Annotated in this window: 15 protein-coding genes; 2 read left to right on the top strand and 13 right to left on the bottom strand. The window is 69.6% G+C overall.

Features of this window, described 5'->3' with window-relative positions:
• Positions 1-30 precede the first annotated feature (30 nt).
• On the top strand, positions 31-738 hold the full coding sequence (locus AC07V5_RS05665; protein WP_495114645.1) for a hypothetical protein: 708 nt from the start codon (positions 31-33) through the stop codon (positions 736-738).
• Here AC07V5_RS05665 and AC07V5_RS05660 read toward each other — a convergent pair.
• The 6 genes from AC07V5_RS05660 to AC07V5_RS05635 all read right to left on the bottom strand — a co-directional run bounded on the left by AC07V5_RS05660 (position 710) and on the right by AC07V5_RS05635 (position 6,466).
• Positions 710-1,819, bottom strand: coding sequence for a GGDEF domain-containing protein (locus AC07V5_RS05660; protein ID WP_495114644.1), 1,110 nt, complete (start codon positions 1,817-1,819; stop codon positions 710-712). The genes AC07V5_RS05665 and AC07V5_RS05660 overlap by 29 nt on opposite strands.
• Positions 1,816-2,724: a pseudouridine synthase gene (locus AC07V5_RS05655; protein ID WP_495114643.1), complete on the bottom strand. Its 909-nt coding sequence runs from the start codon at positions 2,722-2,724 to the stop codon at positions 1,816-1,818. The genes AC07V5_RS05660 and AC07V5_RS05655 overlap by 4 nt, the downstream gene beginning before the upstream one ends.
• Positions 2,721-3,623, bottom strand: a complete 903-nt coding sequence (locus AC07V5_RS05650) for a TIGR02285 family protein (protein WP_495114642.1) — start codon at positions 3,621-3,623, stop codon at positions 2,721-2,723. Before AC07V5_RS05650 ends, AC07V5_RS05655 begins: the two co-directional genes overlap by 4 nt.
• Positions 3,624-4,925, bottom strand: a complete 1,302-nt coding sequence (locus AC07V5_RS05645) for a UDP-N-acetylglucosamine 1-carboxyvinyltransferase (protein ID WP_495114641.1) — start codon at positions 4,923-4,925, stop codon at positions 3,624-3,626.
• A 184-nt stretch (positions 4,926-5,109) separates the two neighbouring features.
• Positions 5,110-5,907 (bottom strand): oxygen-dependent tRNA uridine(34) hydroxylase TrhO, encoded by a 798-nt coding sequence (trhO, locus tag AC07V5_RS05640; RefSeq protein ID WP_495114640.1) that lies wholly within the window; start codon positions 5,905-5,907, stop codon positions 5,110-5,112.
• A gap of 10 nt (positions 5,908-5,917) precedes the next feature.
• On the bottom strand, positions 5,918-6,466 hold the full coding sequence (locus tag AC07V5_RS05635) for a PEP-CTERM sorting domain-containing protein (RefSeq protein ID WP_495114639.1): 549 nt from the start codon (positions 6,464-6,466) through the stop codon (positions 5,918-5,920).
• Between the two features lie 194 nt (positions 6,467-6,660).
• On the opposite strand from AC07V5_RS05635, the gene asd reads away from it, so the two are divergent.
• The gene (gene asd, locus AC07V5_RS05630) at positions 6,661-7,497 is read left to right on the top strand and encodes an archaetidylserine decarboxylase (protein WP_495114638.1); all 837 of its coding nucleotides are present in this window, start codon (positions 6,661-6,663) and stop codon (positions 7,495-7,497) included.
• On the opposite strand, the gene AC07V5_RS05625 is transcribed toward asd, so the two are convergent.
• The 7 genes from AC07V5_RS05625 to AC07V5_RS05595 are packed head-to-tail and all read right to left on the bottom strand — an operon-like array spanning position 7,439 to position 17,404.
• The gene (locus AC07V5_RS05625) at positions 7,439-9,736 is read right to left on the bottom strand and encodes a putative bifunctional diguanylate cyclase/phosphodiesterase (RefSeq protein WP_495114637.1); all 2,298 of its coding nucleotides are present in this window, start codon (positions 9,734-9,736) and stop codon (positions 7,439-7,441) included. The genes asd and AC07V5_RS05625 overlap by 59 nt on opposite strands.
• A 57-nt stretch (positions 9,737-9,793) precedes the next feature.
• Complete coding sequence (locus tag AC07V5_RS05620; RefSeq protein WP_495114636.1) at positions 9,794-11,731, bottom strand: sialate O-acetylesterase; 1,938 nt, start codon at positions 11,729-11,731, stop codon at positions 9,794-9,796.
• A gap of 5 nt (positions 11,732-11,736) precedes the next feature.
• Positions 11,737-13,119 carry a glycoside hydrolase family 30 protein gene (locus AC07V5_RS05615; RefSeq protein ID WP_495114635.1) on the bottom strand — a complete coding sequence of 461 codons (1,383 nt, stop codon included), beginning with the start codon at positions 13,117-13,119 and terminating at the stop codon, positions 11,737-11,739.
• Positions 13,120-13,129: 10 nt separating this feature from the next.
• On the bottom strand, positions 13,130-14,617 hold the full coding sequence (locus AC07V5_RS05610; RefSeq protein WP_495114634.1) for a tryptophan halogenase family protein: 1,488 nt from the start codon (positions 14,615-14,617) through the stop codon (positions 13,130-13,132).
• Positions 14,617-15,672, bottom strand: a complete 1,056-nt coding sequence (locus AC07V5_RS05605; protein ID WP_495114633.1) for an ABC transporter ATP-binding protein — start codon at positions 15,670-15,672, stop codon at positions 14,617-14,619. Before AC07V5_RS05605 ends, AC07V5_RS05610 begins: the two co-directional genes overlap by 1 nt.
• Positions 15,669-16,529, bottom strand: coding sequence for a carbohydrate ABC transporter permease (locus AC07V5_RS05600; protein ID WP_495114632.1), 861 nt, complete (start codon positions 16,527-16,529; stop codon positions 15,669-15,671). The genes AC07V5_RS05605 and AC07V5_RS05600 overlap by 4 nt, the downstream gene beginning before the upstream one ends.
• The gene (locus AC07V5_RS05595) at positions 16,526-17,404 is read right to left on the bottom strand and encodes a carbohydrate ABC transporter permease (protein ID WP_495114631.1); all 879 of its coding nucleotides are present in this window, start codon (positions 17,402-17,404) and stop codon (positions 16,526-16,528) included. Before AC07V5_RS05595 ends, AC07V5_RS05600 begins: the two co-directional genes overlap by 4 nt.

The raw sequence follows: 17,404 nt of genomic DNA, 5'->3' as shown, positions 1-17,404 counted from the left end.
CATTGTGATTCAGCCCCCTAGAGTCTGCTCATGCGAAGTTGGCTTTGGTTGATGCTTGCAGCACTTTCCAGCCCGGCCGCGGCCGACCCTGGGTACTACATCGTCACGCCCTATGACCAGGCCGGCCGCGTCGGCACTGAGGCACGCTACTGGACCGTCAAGTCGCCGGGCGAGGAGGCCACGCTCTGGCCCGAGTTGGGCTTGAGCTACGGGGTCAACACGCGCTGGACGACACGGCTGCTGGCCAGCTGGATCGGCTACGGCGCGTCCGACCAGGTGCTGTCGACGCTGAACTGGCAGAACGTCGTGCTGCTGACCCAGGGCGAGAAACCCTATGACCTCGGCATCCACGCCCAACTGACGCGCAACCGCGGCGAGAGCAATGCGCTGGAGCTGGGCCCGGTCTGGCAGACCGACTTAGGGCGGCTCAAGCTCAATGCCGGCGTGTTCTGGGAGTACGACAGCGCCAAGCACGACACGCGGCTCAAGCTGCAGTGGCGCGGTGTCTACCGCGTGGCCCCGGGCTGGCGCGTCGGTGTCGAGGGCTTCAGCGAGGTGGGCCAGTGGAACCACTGGGCGCCGCGGGCGCGCCGCTCACACCGCGCCGGGCCGGCCCTGCTGGCCACGCTGTGGGACCAGGGGCCGGACACGGTGACGCTGAACGCGGCCTATGTGTTCGGCAAGACCTACGGCAGCCGCGGCGACATGTTCACGATGCAACTGCAGTGGCTGCGCTGATCGGCTCACCGCCTTCAGCGGCCACGGTGCGGTTGCGGCCTGCGCGCTTGGCCTCGTAGACAGCCCGGTCGGCCGCCGACAGCAGCTCGGCAAAACTCGTCGCGCCGGCCGGCAGCATGGCCAGGCCGACCGACAGCGTCGCGCCGACGGTGCCACCGTCCGGCGTGATGAACGGCGCCTCCTGCACCATCAGCCGGATGCGCTCCGCCACCTCGCAGGCACCGGTCAGGTCGGTGCGCGGCAGCAGCACGACGAACTCCTCGCCGCCATAGCGCGCGGCCAGGTCGCCGGTGCGCAGGGACCGCAGGATCAGCCCCCCGACCTGGCGCAGCACCTCGTCACCGGCCGGGTGGCCGTGTTGGTCGTTGATGGCCTTGAAGTGGTCGATGTCCAGGAACAGGCAGGCCAGCGGATAGCGGTGGCGCACGGCCTGGCTGAATTCGATGAGGCTGCGGTGGTCGAAGTAGCGCCGGTTGTGCACGCCGGTCAGGCCGTCAGTCATGCCGGCACGGCGCAGGCGCTCGCGGTTGAGCATGCTCTCGATGGCGATGGCAGCGATGGCGCACAGGCGATCCAGGAACTTGGTGCCCGAGGCGGCGTCGTAGCGCTCCGGGTCACGCGAGCCCAGGTGCAGGCTGCCGATCAGCAGGCCCTGGCGGATCAGCGGCAGCAGGGCCGCCGAGCGCACGCCGGCTTCCGGCGCGAAGGCCTTGGCGAGCAGCCCCTCGTCCGGCCCGGGGCCGATGAGGCGGGTCGTGCGCGCGGCGCCGAACAAGTCCTTCAGCGGGCCATGGCCGTCCAGCAGCTGGGGCGCCTTGACCATGGGCAGGGCCGGCAGCGCGCGGCGCAACTCCTCGTCGGGGTCCAGCAGCCAGAGCTCGGCGGCGTCCAGGCCGAAGTCGGCGCGGCAATCAACGAGCAGCAGGTTGACCAGCTCCTCCATCGACGTCACGGCGATCAGGCGGCGCTCCAGCGCGTCGAAGCGGTCCAGCTTGCGCTCGTTGGCCGTGGCAGCGTCGAGCAGGGACTGCAGCTGGCGGCGCAGCTCCTGGACTTGGGCTTGGGGGGTGGCGGCGGTCATGGCTGCGCGATTGTCGCGGTGCCGCGTTGGAAGGCTCGCGACAGGCCGGTGACGGGGTCCGTGAACGAGATCGCGCGGGCCACCAGCTGCAGCGGCGCGTCGAAGCTCGGCGGGTTCTCGTGCGGCTGCAGCACGGGGTAGATGCGGTCGCCCACCAGCGGCAGGCCCAGCGCATTCATCTGGGCGCGCAGCTGGTGGCGCAGGCCGGTGTGCGGGCGCAGCTCGTAGCGCGCCAGGCCGCCGGAAAGGGGCTCGATGAGATCGACCCAGGTTTCCGCGTTGGGCTCACCGTCGACGACCTGCATCTGCATGAAGCCCTCACCGCCGGGCTCCACGAGGCGATGGCGCAGGACGCGCGGCCAGGGTCCGGCGCCGAGCGGCGCGATGGCTTCGTAGACCTTCTCGACGGCACGGTCGCGGAACAGGCGGTGGTAGGCATCACGCTCCTCGCGCCGCAGGTTGAACACCACCAGACCGGCCGTCTCGCGGTCCAGCCGGTGCACGGGGTTGAGGTCCACCAGGCCGGTGGCGTGGCGCAGCCGGGACATCAGCGTCTGCCGGGCGTAGATGCCGCTGGGCGTGACGGGCAGGAAGTGGGGCTTGTCGGCCACCAGCAGGTGCTCGTCCTGGAAGACGATGCGCGCCTCGAACGGCACCTCGGGCTCCACATCGAGGTGGCGCCAGTAGTAGACGCGGCACCCAGCGACGTAGGGCGCCGCGGGCAGTGGCACGCCGGCATCGTCCACCACGTCGCCACGCGCGATGCGATCGGCCCAGTCCAGCACGCGCGGCAGGCGCTCGTCGAGGAAAGCCGTCAGCGTAGGCCAGGGGCCTGCGGGGCAGTACACCGCGCTGGCCGCCACGCCCTCGCGCAGCGGCAGCGCCGGCTTGGGGGGGCGGCTCACTCGATGCGAGCCCCGCCGCGGGCGCGCTCATCCATGTAGGCGTTCAAGCGCCTCATGTCCTGCGGGTCGGAGCGCTCGCCGCGCCACTCCCGCACCCAGGCCTCGCGTCTGGGCTCGCGCGCCAGTTCGCGCACGGCGGCGTCGATGGCCTCGATGTGGCGCCGGCCTTCGGGCGTGCGGCTGCAGGACACGGTGGCCAGCAGCGTGCTCAGGCCCTCGGCCACCGGCAGGGCCACCAACGCGCCGGGGTCGCCGACGCGGCCGAGGTAGTCCTTGACGACGGACGGGTACTCCAGCGTGTAGTCCATGCGGCCGGCACGCAGCATGTCCAGCAGCTGGCTGCTGAGCTGCGCGCCGACGGCCATGCGCGGCACGGTGTACTGGGACAGCAGGCTGTCGATCTGCGCACCGAAGGCGCGGTCGCGCGCCACCAGCAGGCGCAGCTCGGAGCGCTTCAGCAGCTCGGACAGCAGCAGGCGGCCATCCTGCGGCCGCCCCTGAGACAGCTTGTCCATCAGGTCGCGCCGCACGATGACGTGGAGCTCGCGCGAGATCAGCGGCGGGTAGAGGTGGGAGAAATAGGCCCACTGCAGGCGCTCGGGCGTGCGCACGTGCATGGTCGAGCACAGCGTCTGGCCGCGCCGGCTCTCGGCCTCGTAGCGGGCCGTGCTGGACTCGACGAACTCATGCCGGTACGCGGGCATGCGCGCCAGCAGCACGCGCATGAAGCCGTCCACCTCGCCATGCCCCAGCTCGGCGATGGAGCGCGGCGGGCGGCCCTGCACGAAGCTGAAGTGGGGCGGCACGTCCTGGGCCACCCAGCGGATGGTGTCGACGGGCGGCGCGGCCTCAGCAGCCGAAGCCACCAGGCATGCGGCCGCGAGCCAGCAGCGCAACACTCAATCTCCCTCGACCCACTCCATGCGCGCGCCCAGTTCGCCGATGTGCTCGACGAAGTTGGGGTGGGCGCGGCGGATCGGTGTCGCGTTCTTGATCACGCTCTTGCCCGGGATGCTGGCCGCCACCATCAGCAGCGCGATGGCGACGCGGATGATGTAGGGACTCTCGACCTCGGCCGGGCTCAGCGGCTTGCCGCCGAAGGTGATCATGCGGTGCGGGTCGCTCAGGAAGGCGTGCGCGCCGAACTTGGCCAGCTCGCTGGTCCAGCCCATCGCGCCGTCGTAGACCTTGTTCCAGAACATCACGCTGCCCTCGGCCTTGACGCCCAGCGCCACGAAGATGGGCAGCAGGTCCACCGGCACATAGGGCCAGGGCGCCGCCTCGACCTTTTGCAGGATGTTGCGCGTGAAGGGCTCCTTCACCTTGAGCGGGCCCGTCGTCACGCAGCGGCTCCAGCCGTCCTCGTGCACGATCTGCACGCCGAACTTGGCGAAGGTGCGGTCCAGCAGCGGGAACATCTCCGGCGCGCTGTTCTTCACGCGCACGTCGCCGCCCGTGATGGCGCCCAAGGCCAGGAAGGTGACGATCTCGTGGAAGTCTTCCGTGAAGGTGTAGTCCGCGCCACCGAGCGCTTCGACGCCGGTGATCTTCAGCTTGGACGTGCCGTGGCCTTCGATCTTCGCGCCCAGCAGCGACATGAAGTTGCAGAACTCCTGCACGTGCGGTTCGCTGGCAGCGTTGGTCAGCGTGGACACGCCGTCTGCCAGGGCCGCGCAGAGCACGAAGTTCTCGGTCGTCGTGACGGAGGCGTAGTCGGTCCAATGGGCATTGGCCGTCAGCGGGCGGTGAACGCGCAGCACCAGACCGTCCGGCAGGCGTTGCACCTGGGCACCGAAGCGCTCAAACACCTCCACGTGCGGGTCGATCTCGCGCGCGCCCAGCGTGCAGCCCTTGACGTCGTCCTCGATGCGCGCCGCGCCGAAGCGCGCCATCAGGCCGGGCACCAGCATGATGGACGAACGCATTTCCTCGGGCAGGCGGTCGGTCGCCGGGTCGAAGTGGGTGTCGCGGTGGTGCACGTCAAGGATGCCGGTCTTGAAGTCCAGCTCCACCTGGGAGCCGAGCTTGCGGAAGACCTCGACGATCTTCTTCACGTCGGTGATCTCGGGCACCCCGCGCAGGCGCACGGGCTGCCGGGTGAGCAGCGTTGCGCAGAGGATGGGCAGGACGGCGTTCTTGTTGGCCGAGGGGACGATGCGGCCGGACAGGGGTGTGCCGCCGTGGACGATCAGATGGGACATCGAATGACTGGATTTCAGTGCGCGCAAGCGGCGCGCAGTGGCATTGTCGGCGTTTGCGGCGCGGCGCATCGGCCGCGGCCCGGAAGCTTTGTTCCGAGCTGTGGGAATCATGCCGGCCGCCCTGCATGGCGGCCGTCCTTCGGCAGGCGTCGAACAGGCCGCAGGGCCTGTTCTCGGTCCAGCCTCAGTCCTCCGCAGCCGGGTCCAGCCGCCTGGCCCGCGCCAGCCGCCAGGCGTCCGCCGGATCGCTGAACACCTGCTCGGCCGTCGTGCCGGTCTCGCGGGCCTGGGCGTCGATCGCGATGCGCTTGTCGAAGACATAGCACTCGCCCTGCCAGTCCGCTGCGGCGTCGGGGAAGGCCTCAAGGAAGTTCAGGATGCCGCCATCGAGCTGCGCCACCTTCAGGCCGCGCTCCTGCATCCAGGCCGCCGTCTTCTCGCAGCGGATGCCGCCGGTGCAGTACATCGCCACCGTCTTGCCCTGCCACTCGTCGCGGTGCGCCTCGACATAGGCCGGAAAGTCGCGGAAGTGCGCCACGCCGGGGTCGATGGCGCCCCGAAAACGGCCGAGCTTGAACTCGAAGCTGTTGCGGTTGTCGAGGACGACGGTGTCGGGGTCGGCCAGCAGTTCACGCCAGCGCTGCGGGCTGACGTGGGTGCCCGTGTCCTCTCCGCTCACGCCGGGCACACCGAAGGCGACGATCTCGCGCTTGACCGAGACCTTCAGCAGGCTGAACGGCGGTCGTTCGCAGGCGTTGTGCTTGAAATGCAGGCCGGCAAAGCCCGGTTGCTGCTGCAGCGCGGTCTCGAAGCGGGTCAGCACCTCGGCCGGGCCGGCAACGGCGGCGCTCAGGCCCTCCCCGGCCACCAGCACCACGCCGCCCAGCCCCCGTGCCGCCTCGCGCACCCAGGCGGCAAACTGCACCGGATCAGCGATCAGGGTGAAGCGATAGAAGGAGCTGTGGACTTGACCGGGATTCACCCGGCCATTTTTACCGAAGGCGGCGCGCCAGCCTGCCCACGCCGACCAGGCCGGCGAACATGAGTCCCCACGTGGCCGGCTCGGGCACGGGGCTCGGCACATAGGTCAACGTCAACGCCGACGGGCTCGGCTTCGAGTCCGTGCAGTAGACCGGGTTCGGGCAGCTGGTGATGATCATCGAAGGCGCAACGACCTGCTGAAAACCGTTCGACGGCAGCCCTGGTGCGACCGGCCCGCCGAAGAAGAACCTGAATGCCTCGAAGGTCACCGACTGACCCGGCGCAACCAAACCGGAGCGGTCGCGGAGGGTCGCCGTCAGCACGCTGCCGTTGGACGGGTCGACAAGGACCCCGTACGTGCCAAGGGTCATGAAATCGATACGCGCATCGGTGATGCTTTCGTCCGACGTCGCCAAGTTGGTGAGCGTCAGATAGACCGAGGGGCTGAGTGCAAGATTGACGGTGGCCTGCGTGAACGACCATTCCCAGTCCACGCTCGCCCAGGTAGCGGGTGCCAACAAAAGGGCGCAGAAGCCTGCGGCGACTCTGTTTCGATACATCTGTGATCTCCCTGTGTTGCTTGTTTTCCGTGGCCCGTGAATGCAAGGGCAACCGGCAGCCAACAGGATAGCGGCCGGATCCTGCGTTGCCTTCTGGTTTCCTCGTGGCTCGGGGCACTCGGATTAGCGAGTGGCGCTCGGATAATCCGCACGCCCGCAGCAGCACCGTCGCGGTGCGCCGACCTTCATCGCCCATGTCCGACAGCCTCAAAGTCCTGCCCCAATACCTGATGCCCAAGCTGGCGATGACGCGCCTGGCCGGGTATTTGGCGTCCAAGCCCCTGGGCGGCGTGACGACGTCGACCATCCAACGTTTCGTTGCGCGATACGGCGTCAACATGGCCGAGGCGGCCGAGCCGGACATCACGACCTACGCGACCTTCAACGATTTCTTCACGCGGGCGCTGAAACCCGGCGTGCGGCCGCTCACGCAGGCGCCGTTGATCTGCCCGGTGGACGGCGCGATCAGCCAGGTCGGCCGCATCCAGGGCGACCAGATCTACCAGGCCAAGGGCCAGGCGTTCACGACGACGGCGCTCGTCGGTGGCGACGCGGCACTCGCTGCGCAGTTCCAGGACGGCCTGTTCGCCAACCTCTACCTCAGCCCCAAGGACTACCACCGCATCCACATGCCCGCCGCCGGGCGGCTGGTGCGCATGGTGCACGTGCCGGGTGAGTTGTTCTCAGTGAACCCGACGACGGCCCGCGGCGTGCCAGGCCTCTTCGCGCGCAACGAGCGCGTCGTCTGCGTGTTCGATGACGACACCTTGGGCCGTTGGGTGCTGGTGCTGGTGGGCGCCACCATCGTCGGCAGCATGGCCACGCCCTGGCATGGCCTCATCAAGCGCAGCGGCCCGGTGCGGGAGTGGGACTACGCCCCTGGCCAGGTCACGCTGGCCCAGGGCGACGAGATGGGCCGCTTCCTGCTCGGCTCCACCGTCGTCATGCTGTTCGAGAAGAGCGGCCTGCAGTTCAACCCGGCGTGGCAGCCGGGTGGCTCGATCCGGATGGGTGAGCTGATGGCGCGCTGAGCAAGGCCGCCGCCGCCTCGGCCAGCAAGGGCCGGGACAGCAGCCAGCCCTGCAGATGCGTGCAGCCCAGGGCCTCCACGGCGGTGGCCTGCACTTCGGTCTCCACGCCCTCGGCGACGATGGACAGGCCCAGCGCCTGGGCCAGCACGCAGGCCGCGCGCACGACGGCACCGGCCGAGGGCTCGGGCAGCGGGTCGATCATGCTGCGATCGAGCTTGAGCGTGGTGATGGGCAGGCGGCGCAGCAGCGTCAACGAGCTCTGGCCGGTGCCGAAGTCGTCAAACGCCACGCCCACGCCGGCCTCGCGCAGCCGCGCCAACTGGGGCAGCACGCGGTCCATGTGCGTCATCGCGGCGGTCTCGGTGATCTCGACCTCGATCAGCGTCGGGTCCACGCCATGGGCGCGCACCAGTGCCAGCAGCCAGTCGGCAAACCCGGCGTCCTCGAACTGCAGCGGCGACACATTGACGGCCACCGGCATCACGGCCAGGCCCTGCTGCTGCCAGGCGCGCAGCTGCTGGGCCGCCTGGCGCAGGATCAACGCGCCCAGCGGCACGATCTGGCCGGTGCGCTCGGCGGCGGGGATGAAGTCCGCCGGGCTGACACGGCCACGCCCGGGCCGCTGCCAGCGCACCAGGGCCTCGAAGCCGGTCAGGCGCCGGCTGACGGCTTCGAACTTGGGCTGGTAGTCGAGCTGGAACTCCTGCTGCTCGATGGCAGCGGCCAGGGCCTGCTCGATCTCCAGCAGGCCACCGGCGCTCGCGGCCATGCCGGGATGAAACACGACGACGGCCGCGCCGGCCTGCTGCTTGGCCTGGTGCATGGCCATGTCGGCCGCGCGCAGCAGGGCCGCGCCGTCCTGGCCGTGGGCCGGGAAGCGCGCCACGCCGACCGACAGATGGACATAGAGCTCCCGGTGCGCGACGGCGAACGGCGCATTCATCAGCGCCAGCACGCGCTGGCCGGTCAGCAGCGCGCCCGCGTCGTCGACAACGCCGGGCTGCAGCAGCAGGAACTGGTCTTCGCCCAGGCGCGCCAGCAGCGCCTCGGGCGGCAGGGCCTCGCGCAGCCGGGCGGCGATGGCCTGCAGCAGCGCGTCGCCGGTCTCGTGCCCCAGGCTCTCGTTGACGAGCTGGAAGCGGTCCAGGTCGGCCGACAGCAGCGCAAAACCCGGCGCCCCGGGCGCCGTCAGCTCGGTCAGGCGGGCCAGCGCCGCGTGGCGGTTGGGGAGGTCGGTCAGCTCATCGTGCAGGGCCTGGCGGCGCAGCGCTTCGGTGGCGCGCTGGCGCTCGGTCTCGTCCAGGATCAGCACGAGCAGGGCCGGGCCGCCCTCCCATTCGATGTAGCTGGAGCTGCCGCGCAGGTAGATGGCGCTGCCGTCGCGCCGGTAGCGCTCGCCTTCCCAGGCGATCTGGCCACTGCGCTCCTGCAGAAGGCGCTGATAGCGGCCCCGCGCGGCCTCGATGTCGGATGAGGCGATCAGCGGGCCGATGGCGCCAATGGCCTCCACGCCACTGAAGCCGAACATGGCCAGCGCGGCCGGGTTGGCGTAGACGGCCTGGCCCTCGCGCACCACCAGCAGGCCTTGCATGGACTGCTCGTAGAGCTGGCCCAGCCGCTCGCTCATGCGCTTGGCCTCGCGGTGCGCGCGCCGCACCGACAGCAGGATCAACGCCATCGCCAGCGTGCCCTGCACATAGGTGCCGACGACATGGGTGGCCGGGGAGCGCGCCAGCGGGTCCAGCAGCGGGCCGCTCAGGTGGACGAAGCCCAGGCCCGTGTAGCAGACGGCGACGAAGCGCTCGTCCGGTGCACCGCCGCGCCACAGCCACCAGGCCGCCAGCCAGGCGCCACCGGTCAGGATGGCCGCCGCCGCCAAGACGCCCAGCCGCTGCTGCACGATGGCCAGCGCCAGGATGAAGCCCAGCAGCGCGATGAAAAGCGGCGTGGTCTGCTTCCAGTGCCAGGGCCGGCCGCGGTAGTGGCTGGCGCCGGCCAGTTGCCAGGCCAGCGACGCGATGATGCAGGCGGTGGCCACCGTGGCCTGCAGCTTGTAGTGCAGGGACTGCGAGTCCGGCGGCACCAGGGCCACGCCCAGCGCCAGGCCGAAAGCGAGAAAGATCTGGCTCCAGCCCCAATCGCTGATGTGGTTATGCGCCGGCTCCAGCTTGGCCAGCACGAGCATTGCAACCCCGAGCATCAGCAGGAGGCTGGAGCTGATCAGCAGCAGCCAGGTCATCGCGCCATCCTAGCGAGGATGGGGCGTGGAACGCGAGCGTGTGCAGGCTCCGTGTCGTTAGAACTCCGGACGAATGTCACGCGTGGCCAGCGGCCAGGCGTCGCTGCGCCAGGGCGTGGCCGGCAGGCCGGCGCCGTCGACGAGGTTGGCTTGCAGCGGTGTGTCGCCCCAGGCGTAGCGCACGGCGGCGGGCCTGGGCACCGCCTCGCTCCAGACGCGGATGCGGTCCTTGCCGACGATTTCGGCCCGGGCCGGCACGAAGCGCTGGTCGTCGCCCGCGACGGCAAAACCCAGCACCGGCCCGCCACCCCGCGTGGCCAGGCCGCCGGCGATGTCGCCGAAGACCAGCTCGAAGCGGCCCTCCGGCAGCACGCGGCTCGTGCGCAGCGTCGGGCCCTTGAAAGGCATGGGCTTGCCGTAGGCCTGGGCCAGCGCGATGCGGGCCAGGCGCTCGCCCACCGTGCGCTTGTCGCGCGGGTGGATGTCGTTGGCGTCGCCCACGTCGATGCTGACGGCCATGCCGGTGGCGGGCAGGGCCAGCGTCTGGCGCTGGGCGTCGCGCAGCTCGGCGAAGGCGCTGCCTTCGGGCAAAGGCGGGCGCGGGCCGTAGGAAGAGAGCTGCACGAAGTAGAAGGGCATGGCCGGCTGCTGCCACTGCGCGCGCCAGTCCTCGATGAGACGCGGGAAGGCCTGGGCATAGCGGGCCGCGCGCGGCGCGTTGGTCTCGCCCTGGTACCAGATCACGCCCTTGGTTGCGAACGGCGTGAAGGGCTGGACCATGCCGTTGAAGAGCAGGCTGGGCAGATCGTTGGGGCCGGGTTCCTGCACGGGCTGCAGAGACTCGACGCGAGCCTGCCAGCGGCCGGCGAGGGGCTTGGAGCCGGCGGCCGTGTCCAGCCGCAGGTTCGCGGCGGAGCCGTGGATGCCGCCATCGCCGCCGGTGTCGGTCACGCGCACGGCGATGAGGTTGTCGCCCGCGCGCAGCAGGCCGGCGGCCAGGGCGTAGGCGCGTGGCGTCTCCCAGCCGCAGGTCTTGCCAACGGGCTGGCCGTTGACGAAGCTCTCGTCGCAGTCGTCGACGGCGCCGAGGTGCAGCGTGGCGACACCGGCGGCCTCCGCCGCTGTCAGCGTGACATGGCGGCGCAGCCAGACGCGGCCATCGATGCCGGGCAGGCCCTGCGTCTCCCAGACCTGGGGCGCATTCAGCGTCGGCCAGGCAGCATCAACCAGCGTGGGGTCGGCCCCGGCCACCTCGGACATCTCGCCCTGGAAGCGGCGCACGCGCGCCAGCATCAGGTCGCGGCGGCTTTGCACGAAGGCGGCCGCATCGGCCGGCATCGCGCGCAGGGTGTCGGCCAGATCGGGGTCTGTCGCTGCGGCACGCGGGCTGGTCCAGGTCTCGACATGGGTGCCGCCCCAGCTGAGGTTCAGGATGCCGATGGGCACCTTGACGTCCGCCTGAACGCGACGCGCGAAGTGCCAGGCCACGGCGCTGAAGTCGCCCGCCGTGGCGCGGCTGCTGACGTCCCAACGCAGCGGCGGCGCGTCGCGCAGCGGGGTGAGGCTGATGCGATGCGGCATCTTGGCGTGGCGGATCTGCGGATGCGCACCCGCAGCGGCGATCTCGGCGGCGGCGTTGCTGGAATCGGCCAGCCGCCATTCCATGTTCGACTGCCCCGAGGCGATCCAGACGTCACCGATCAGCACGTCGTCGAGGGCGCGCTGATCGCCGCCCGCGCTGACCTGCAATCGGTGCGGGCCGCCGGCCTTCAGCGGCGCGAGCGTCGCCTGCCAGCGACCGTCCTTGCCTGCCGTTGCGGCAGCTGCGCGGCCAGCGATCTGCACACGCACGTGCTGGCCCGGCTCCGCCTGGCCCCAGACGCGCAGTGGCGCGTCGCGCTGCAGCACCATGTGGTCGGCAAACACGCCCGCGAGTTCCAACGCCTGGGCCGTACTGCCGGCGGCCAGCAAAGCAGCGATGAGGAGCGTGCGCATGGGAGTCACCAGGTGAAGGTGACGACGCCACTGGCCGGCAGCTCATAGCTGAAGCGCTGGCCCGGTGCCTGCACCGTGAAGCGGCGCGGCTCGGCGGCGGAGTTGCTGACGATGAGGGCGCTGCTGCCGTCGGGATTGGTGAAGGCGACATGATCCAGCCCCTTGGCACCGCCTTCCGAATCGACGCGCCGCGCACCCTGCTGCACAAAGCGGCTGGCGTGGCCGAAGGCGTAGTACTCGATGTTGCGTGTGACCTTGCCGGTCTTGGGGTCGATGGTGACGACGCCACGGCAGTCCTTGCAGCCGCCCAGGTGCGGGCCGTAGGCCGGGTCCAGGGCGAGGTTCCACATCAGCACGCCACGCGCGCCATGGCGGGTGCTGCCGATGATGAGGTTGCGCGTGATCCAGGGCAGGGTCTCGTTCCACTGCGGCTTCCATTCGCCGCCGGAGCATTCGGTGAACCAGACGTCCAGCTCGGGAAAGTGCTGGGCCACCTGTGACTGCGCCGACACGTCGCCCGCGTAGCAGTGCCAGGCCACGCCCGACACGTATTTGCGCGCGGTGGCGTCGGACAGCATGGCCAGCGGGCTCCAGGGCTCGTCCCAGTTGTGGTCCCACTCCAGGATCTGCGTCTTCATGCCTTTGCTCTTCAGCAGCGGGCCGAGGTGCTGGCCGACGACGGCGGCGCGCGTGGCGGGCGGCACGCGCATGCCGGGGTAGTCCGGCGGCTCGAAGTGGGGCTCGTTCTGCAGCGTCAGCGCAAAGATGGGCACGCCCTCGGCCTGCATCGCCTCGACGTAGCGCACCATGTACTTCGCAAAGGCACCATAGAACTCGGGCTTGAGCTGCCCCTGCACGAGGCTGTCGGTCGTCTTCATCCAGCCCGGTGCGCTCCAGGGCGAAGCCATGACCTGCAGCTTGGGGTTCAGCGCCAGCGCCTGCTTGGTGGCGGGGACGACGTCGTCGCGCTCGGGCGCCAGCGAGAAGTGCTTCAGCTCGGGGTCGGTCTGGCCCGGCGGCATGTCGTCCAGGCTGTAGTGGCGACGCGAGAAGTCCGACGCGCCGATGGTCAAGCGCGTCAGCTCGAAACCGAGGCCATTGCCTTCGCGGGTGAACAGCTCGCGCATCAATGCGTCGCGCTGAGGTTGGCTCATGCCGTTCCTGATCAGCCAGGCCGAACCTTCGGTGATGGCGGCGCCAAAGCCGGCGATGCGCTGATGCTGACGCGCGGGGTCGATGCGGATGACGGCGCCGGCCTTGGCCGAGGCCGTGACGGCGCTGGGCGCGAGCAGGTGCTGCTGGTCGGCCGTGGTCAGGAAAGCCCGTACAGTTGCAGCGTTAGCAATGCCGGCGAGGGCGGCCGTCAGGGTCAGAAGCAGTGTCTTCATGGTCTCTGGCTTATGGAGCCGCGCAGTGGGCGGCGATGAAATCGGCGTGTGCGGGCATCACGTCCACGCAGCGGCGCACGACTCGGTGCGTGTCATCGATGAATGCCTGGGCCTGCTCGCGCGAGCAGGTGGCGGCCAACGGGTGGTGGCCGCGCGGCATCGAGCCCTGGCCGAGCAGCACCTGCAGCCAGCTCGGCTCGGAGAACAGCTCCTGGCCCTGGCGGTAGAGGCGCCCGTTGCTGGCGAACAGGTCCATGCGGTGCTGCAACGATTCAGGCACGGCCATCGCGCGGCAGTGGCGCCAGAAGGCCGAGTCGTCACGGCGCGTCAGCTTGTAGTGCAGGATGATGAAGTCACGCACCGCGGCCATCTCGGCGGCGGTCTGGCGGTTGTATTCGGCGATGTCGGCGGCGTCCAGACCTGCGCTGGGGAACAGCTCGATCAGGCGCAGCACGGCGCTCTGGATCAGGTGGATGCTGGTCGACTCCAGTGGCTCCAGGAAACCGCTGGAGAGCCCGATGGCGACGCAGTTGCCGGCCCAGGACTGCTGGCGGCGGCCGGTGCGGAAGCGGATCAACCTCGGCTCGGCGAGCGGCGCGCTTTCCAGGTTCTTCAGCAGCGTGTCGCGCGCCGTGGCCTCGTCGACAAAGGCGCCGGCAAAGACATGGCCGTTGCCGGTGCGGTGCTGCAGCGGGATGCGCCATTGCCAGCCGGCGTCGTGCGCCGTGGCGCGCGTGTAGGGCAGCAGCGGGCCGGTGTAGGGCGTCGGCACGGCCCAGGCGCGGTCGCAGGGCAGCCAGTTGGACCAGTCCTCGAACGGCACGCCCAGCGTCTTGCCGATCAACAGTGCGTGCAGGCCGGAGCAGTCGAGGAAGAAGTCGCCTTCGACCGCGGCGCCATCGTGCAGATGCAGTCGACGGATGCCGGCCTCATCGCGATCGACGCGGTCGATGCGGCCTTCGATGCGCTGAACACCCAGCTTTTCCGAATGCCGGCGCAACAGCGCGGCGTAGCGCGACGCGTCGAAGTGAAAGGCGTAGTTGATCTCCGCCAGCGGCGAGCCGGCCATGTCCGGCCGCGGCCGCATGAAGCGGCCGGCCAGCGCGGCCTGGTTGTTGATGGAGAACTCGGCCAGCGGCAGTGCAGCGCCCTGACGCAACCAGTGCTGGTGGAAGGGCAGGCCGTCCAGCGGCCGGCCGATGTCGCCGAAGGCGTGCATGTAGCGCTCGCCCTGCGCGCCCCAGTTCACGAACTCGATGCCCAGCTTGAACGTGCCGCCGGTCTCGCGCAGGAACTCGTCTTCGTCCAGCCCGATCAGCGCATTGAAGCCGCGGATGGGCGGGATGGTGGCTTCGCCGACACCGACGATGCCGATGTCATCGGACTCCATCAGCGTGATCTGCCAGCGCCCCTGCCCCAGCCGCGCCGCCAGCGCCGCCGCGCACATCCAGCCGGCGCTGCCGCCGCCCACGATGACGATGCGGCGCAGGGCGTCCATCAGGCCAGGCGCTGCTCGGTGGCGGCGTCGAAGACGCTGAGCGCGGTCTCGTCGATGTCGAAGGCCAGCTCGTCGCCCGCGGCGACACGGCGGCCGTCATGGATGAGGACGGAGAAGCCCTGCTCGCCCAGCTTCATCCAGACAACCTGGTGGTTGCCCATGGGCTCGACGAGCTGCACGGTCGCGCGCCAGCGGCCGTCGGATTGCAGGCGCACATGCTCGGGGCGCACGCCCAGCACGACGCTCTGGCCGGCCTTCACGCGGCCCTCGGCCAGTTGCAGCGGCAGCGCGCCTTCCAGGGACCGACCATCGGCACCGACCTTCGCAGGCACCAGGTTGATGGCCGGCGCACCGAGGAAACCGGCGACGAAGAGATTGGCCGGGCGCTCGTAGACCTCGCTGGGCGTGCCGATCTGCTGGATGACGCCGCTCTTCATGACGACGATGCGCGAGGCCAGCGTCATCGCTTCGACCTGGTCGTGGGTCACGTAGATCATCGTGTTGCCCAGCGTCTGGTGCAGCAGCTTCAACTCGCGGCGCAGCTCGGCGCGCAGCTTGGCATCGAGGTTGGACAGCGGCTCGTCGAACAGGAACACGCCGGCCTCGCGCACCAGTGCGCGGCCGATGGCGACGCGCTGGCGCTGGCCGCCGGACAGTTGCGCGGGCTTGCGGTTCAGCAGCTGCGTGAGTTGCAGCATCTCGGCTGCGCGCGTCACGCGGCGTTCGATCTCGGCCTTGGGCACACCGGCCACGCGCGGGCCGAAGGACATGTTGCGCTCCACCGTCATCGTCGGGTACAGCGCATAGCTCTGGAAGACCATGCCGATGCCGCGCTCGGAGGGCTCGGCGTCGGTCATGTCCTGGCCGCCGATGTGGATGCTGCCGCCGCTGACGTCGATGAGGCCGGCGATGCTGTGCAGCAGCGTCGACTTGCCGCAGCCCGAGGGGCCGAGCAGCACGAGGAATTCGCCTTCGATGACCTGGAGGTCCAGGCCCTTGATGACTTCGTTGTGGCCGAAGCGGATGCTTAAGGCCTGGATGTTCACGCCACTCATTTGACGGCTCCTGCCGCGATGCCCCGGACGAACCAGCGCCCGGAAATCAGATAGACCAACAGGGGCACCGCCGACGTCAGGATCGTGGCTGCCATGTTGAGGTTGTAGAGACGCTCGCCCGTCGTCGTGTTGATGACGTTGTTGAGCTGCACCGTCATCGGCTGGTTCTCGCGGCCGGCGAAGGTCAGGCCCAGGATGTAGTCGTTCCACACGCCGGTGATCTGCATGATGGCCGCGACGATCAGCATGGGCGTGGACATCGGCAGCACCAGCTGGATGAAGATGCGCCAGAAGCCGCCGCCATCCACGCGCGCCGCCTTGAAGAGCTCCATCGGCAGGCTGGCGTAGTAGTTGCGGAACAGCAGCGTCATCACCGGCATCGCGAACACGAGGTGGACGACGACGATGCCCGGCAGGCTGCTGTAGATGCCGACCGCGGCCTCCAGCTTCACGAGCGGGAAGATCATCACCTGGATGGGGATGAACGCGCCCATCATCAGGATGCCGAACAGCCACTGGCTGCCCTTGGGCTTCCACCAGCTCAGCGCATAGCCGTTGATGGCGCCGAGCAGGATGGGCAGGATGACCGACGGCACCGTGATGGCCACCGAGTTCCAGAAGCCGCCGCGGATGCCCTCGCAGCTGACGCCCGTGCAGGCCTCGCTCCAGGCGGCGCGCCAGGCGTCCAGCGTGACGGACGACGGCAGCGCGAAGATCTGGCCGAGCCGGATCTCTTCCATGCTCTTGAACGAGGTCGTCAGCATGACGTACAGCGGCAGCAGGAAGAAGGCCGCGGCGAACAGCAGGAAGGCGTAGACGCCCATGCGCGCCCATTGGGCTGTGGCCTTGCGCTTCATGCGTGGCCTCCCTTCGCCACTTGCCGGCTGCGCGCATAGGCGAGCGGCGCGACGAGTGCGAGCACGGTGATCAGCAGCACCACGGCACCCGCCGACGCCAGCGCCAGATTCGCGCGGCCGAACAAGTGGTCCATGATGAACTTGGCTGGCACGTCACTCGCCGTGCCGGGGCCGCCCTGGGTCATCGCGACGACGGTGTCGAAGACCTTCACCACGCCGGTGGCCAGCAGCGTGAAGACGGTGGCTAACGTCGGGCCCATCATCGGCAGCACGACGGACAGGTAGACGCGCCAAGTGGGGATGCCGTCCAGCTTGGTGGCTTTCCAGATCTCCTCGTCGATGCCGCGCAGGCCGGCCAGCATCAGCGCCATCACGAGGCCCGCGCCTTGCCAGGTGCCGGCGATGACGACCGTGTAGATGACCATGTCCTGGTCGACGATCCAGTCGAACTGGAAGTCTTTCCAGCCCATTTGCTGCATCGCGTTCTGCAGGCCGCTGTCGGGGTTGAGCACCCACTGCCAGACCAGGCCCGTCGCGACGAAGGACATCGCGTACGGGTACAGGAAGGCCGTGCGCAGCGCGCCCTCGCCACGCACCTTCTGGTCGATGAAGACGGCGAGCAGGAAGCCGATCAGCATCGCCGCGACGATGTAGAGCACGCCGTAGACGGCGAGGTTGTGGATGGCGTGCTGCCAGCGGTCGTTGTCGAGCAGGCGCTCGAACTGCTGCAGGCCGACGAAGTCGTCCTTGGGGAAGGTGCGCGAGCTGGACACCGAGGTGCGCAGCGTCCACAGCACCGTGCCGACATAGCCGACGAAGACGACGAGGGCCAGGGGCAGCAACGCACCCCAGGCCGCGAGAGAGCGGCGGCGCAT

Source organism: Roseateles sp. GW821-FHT02E12, assembly GCF_059421665.1.
This window is presented reverse-complemented; position numbering and strand designations above follow the sequence as displayed.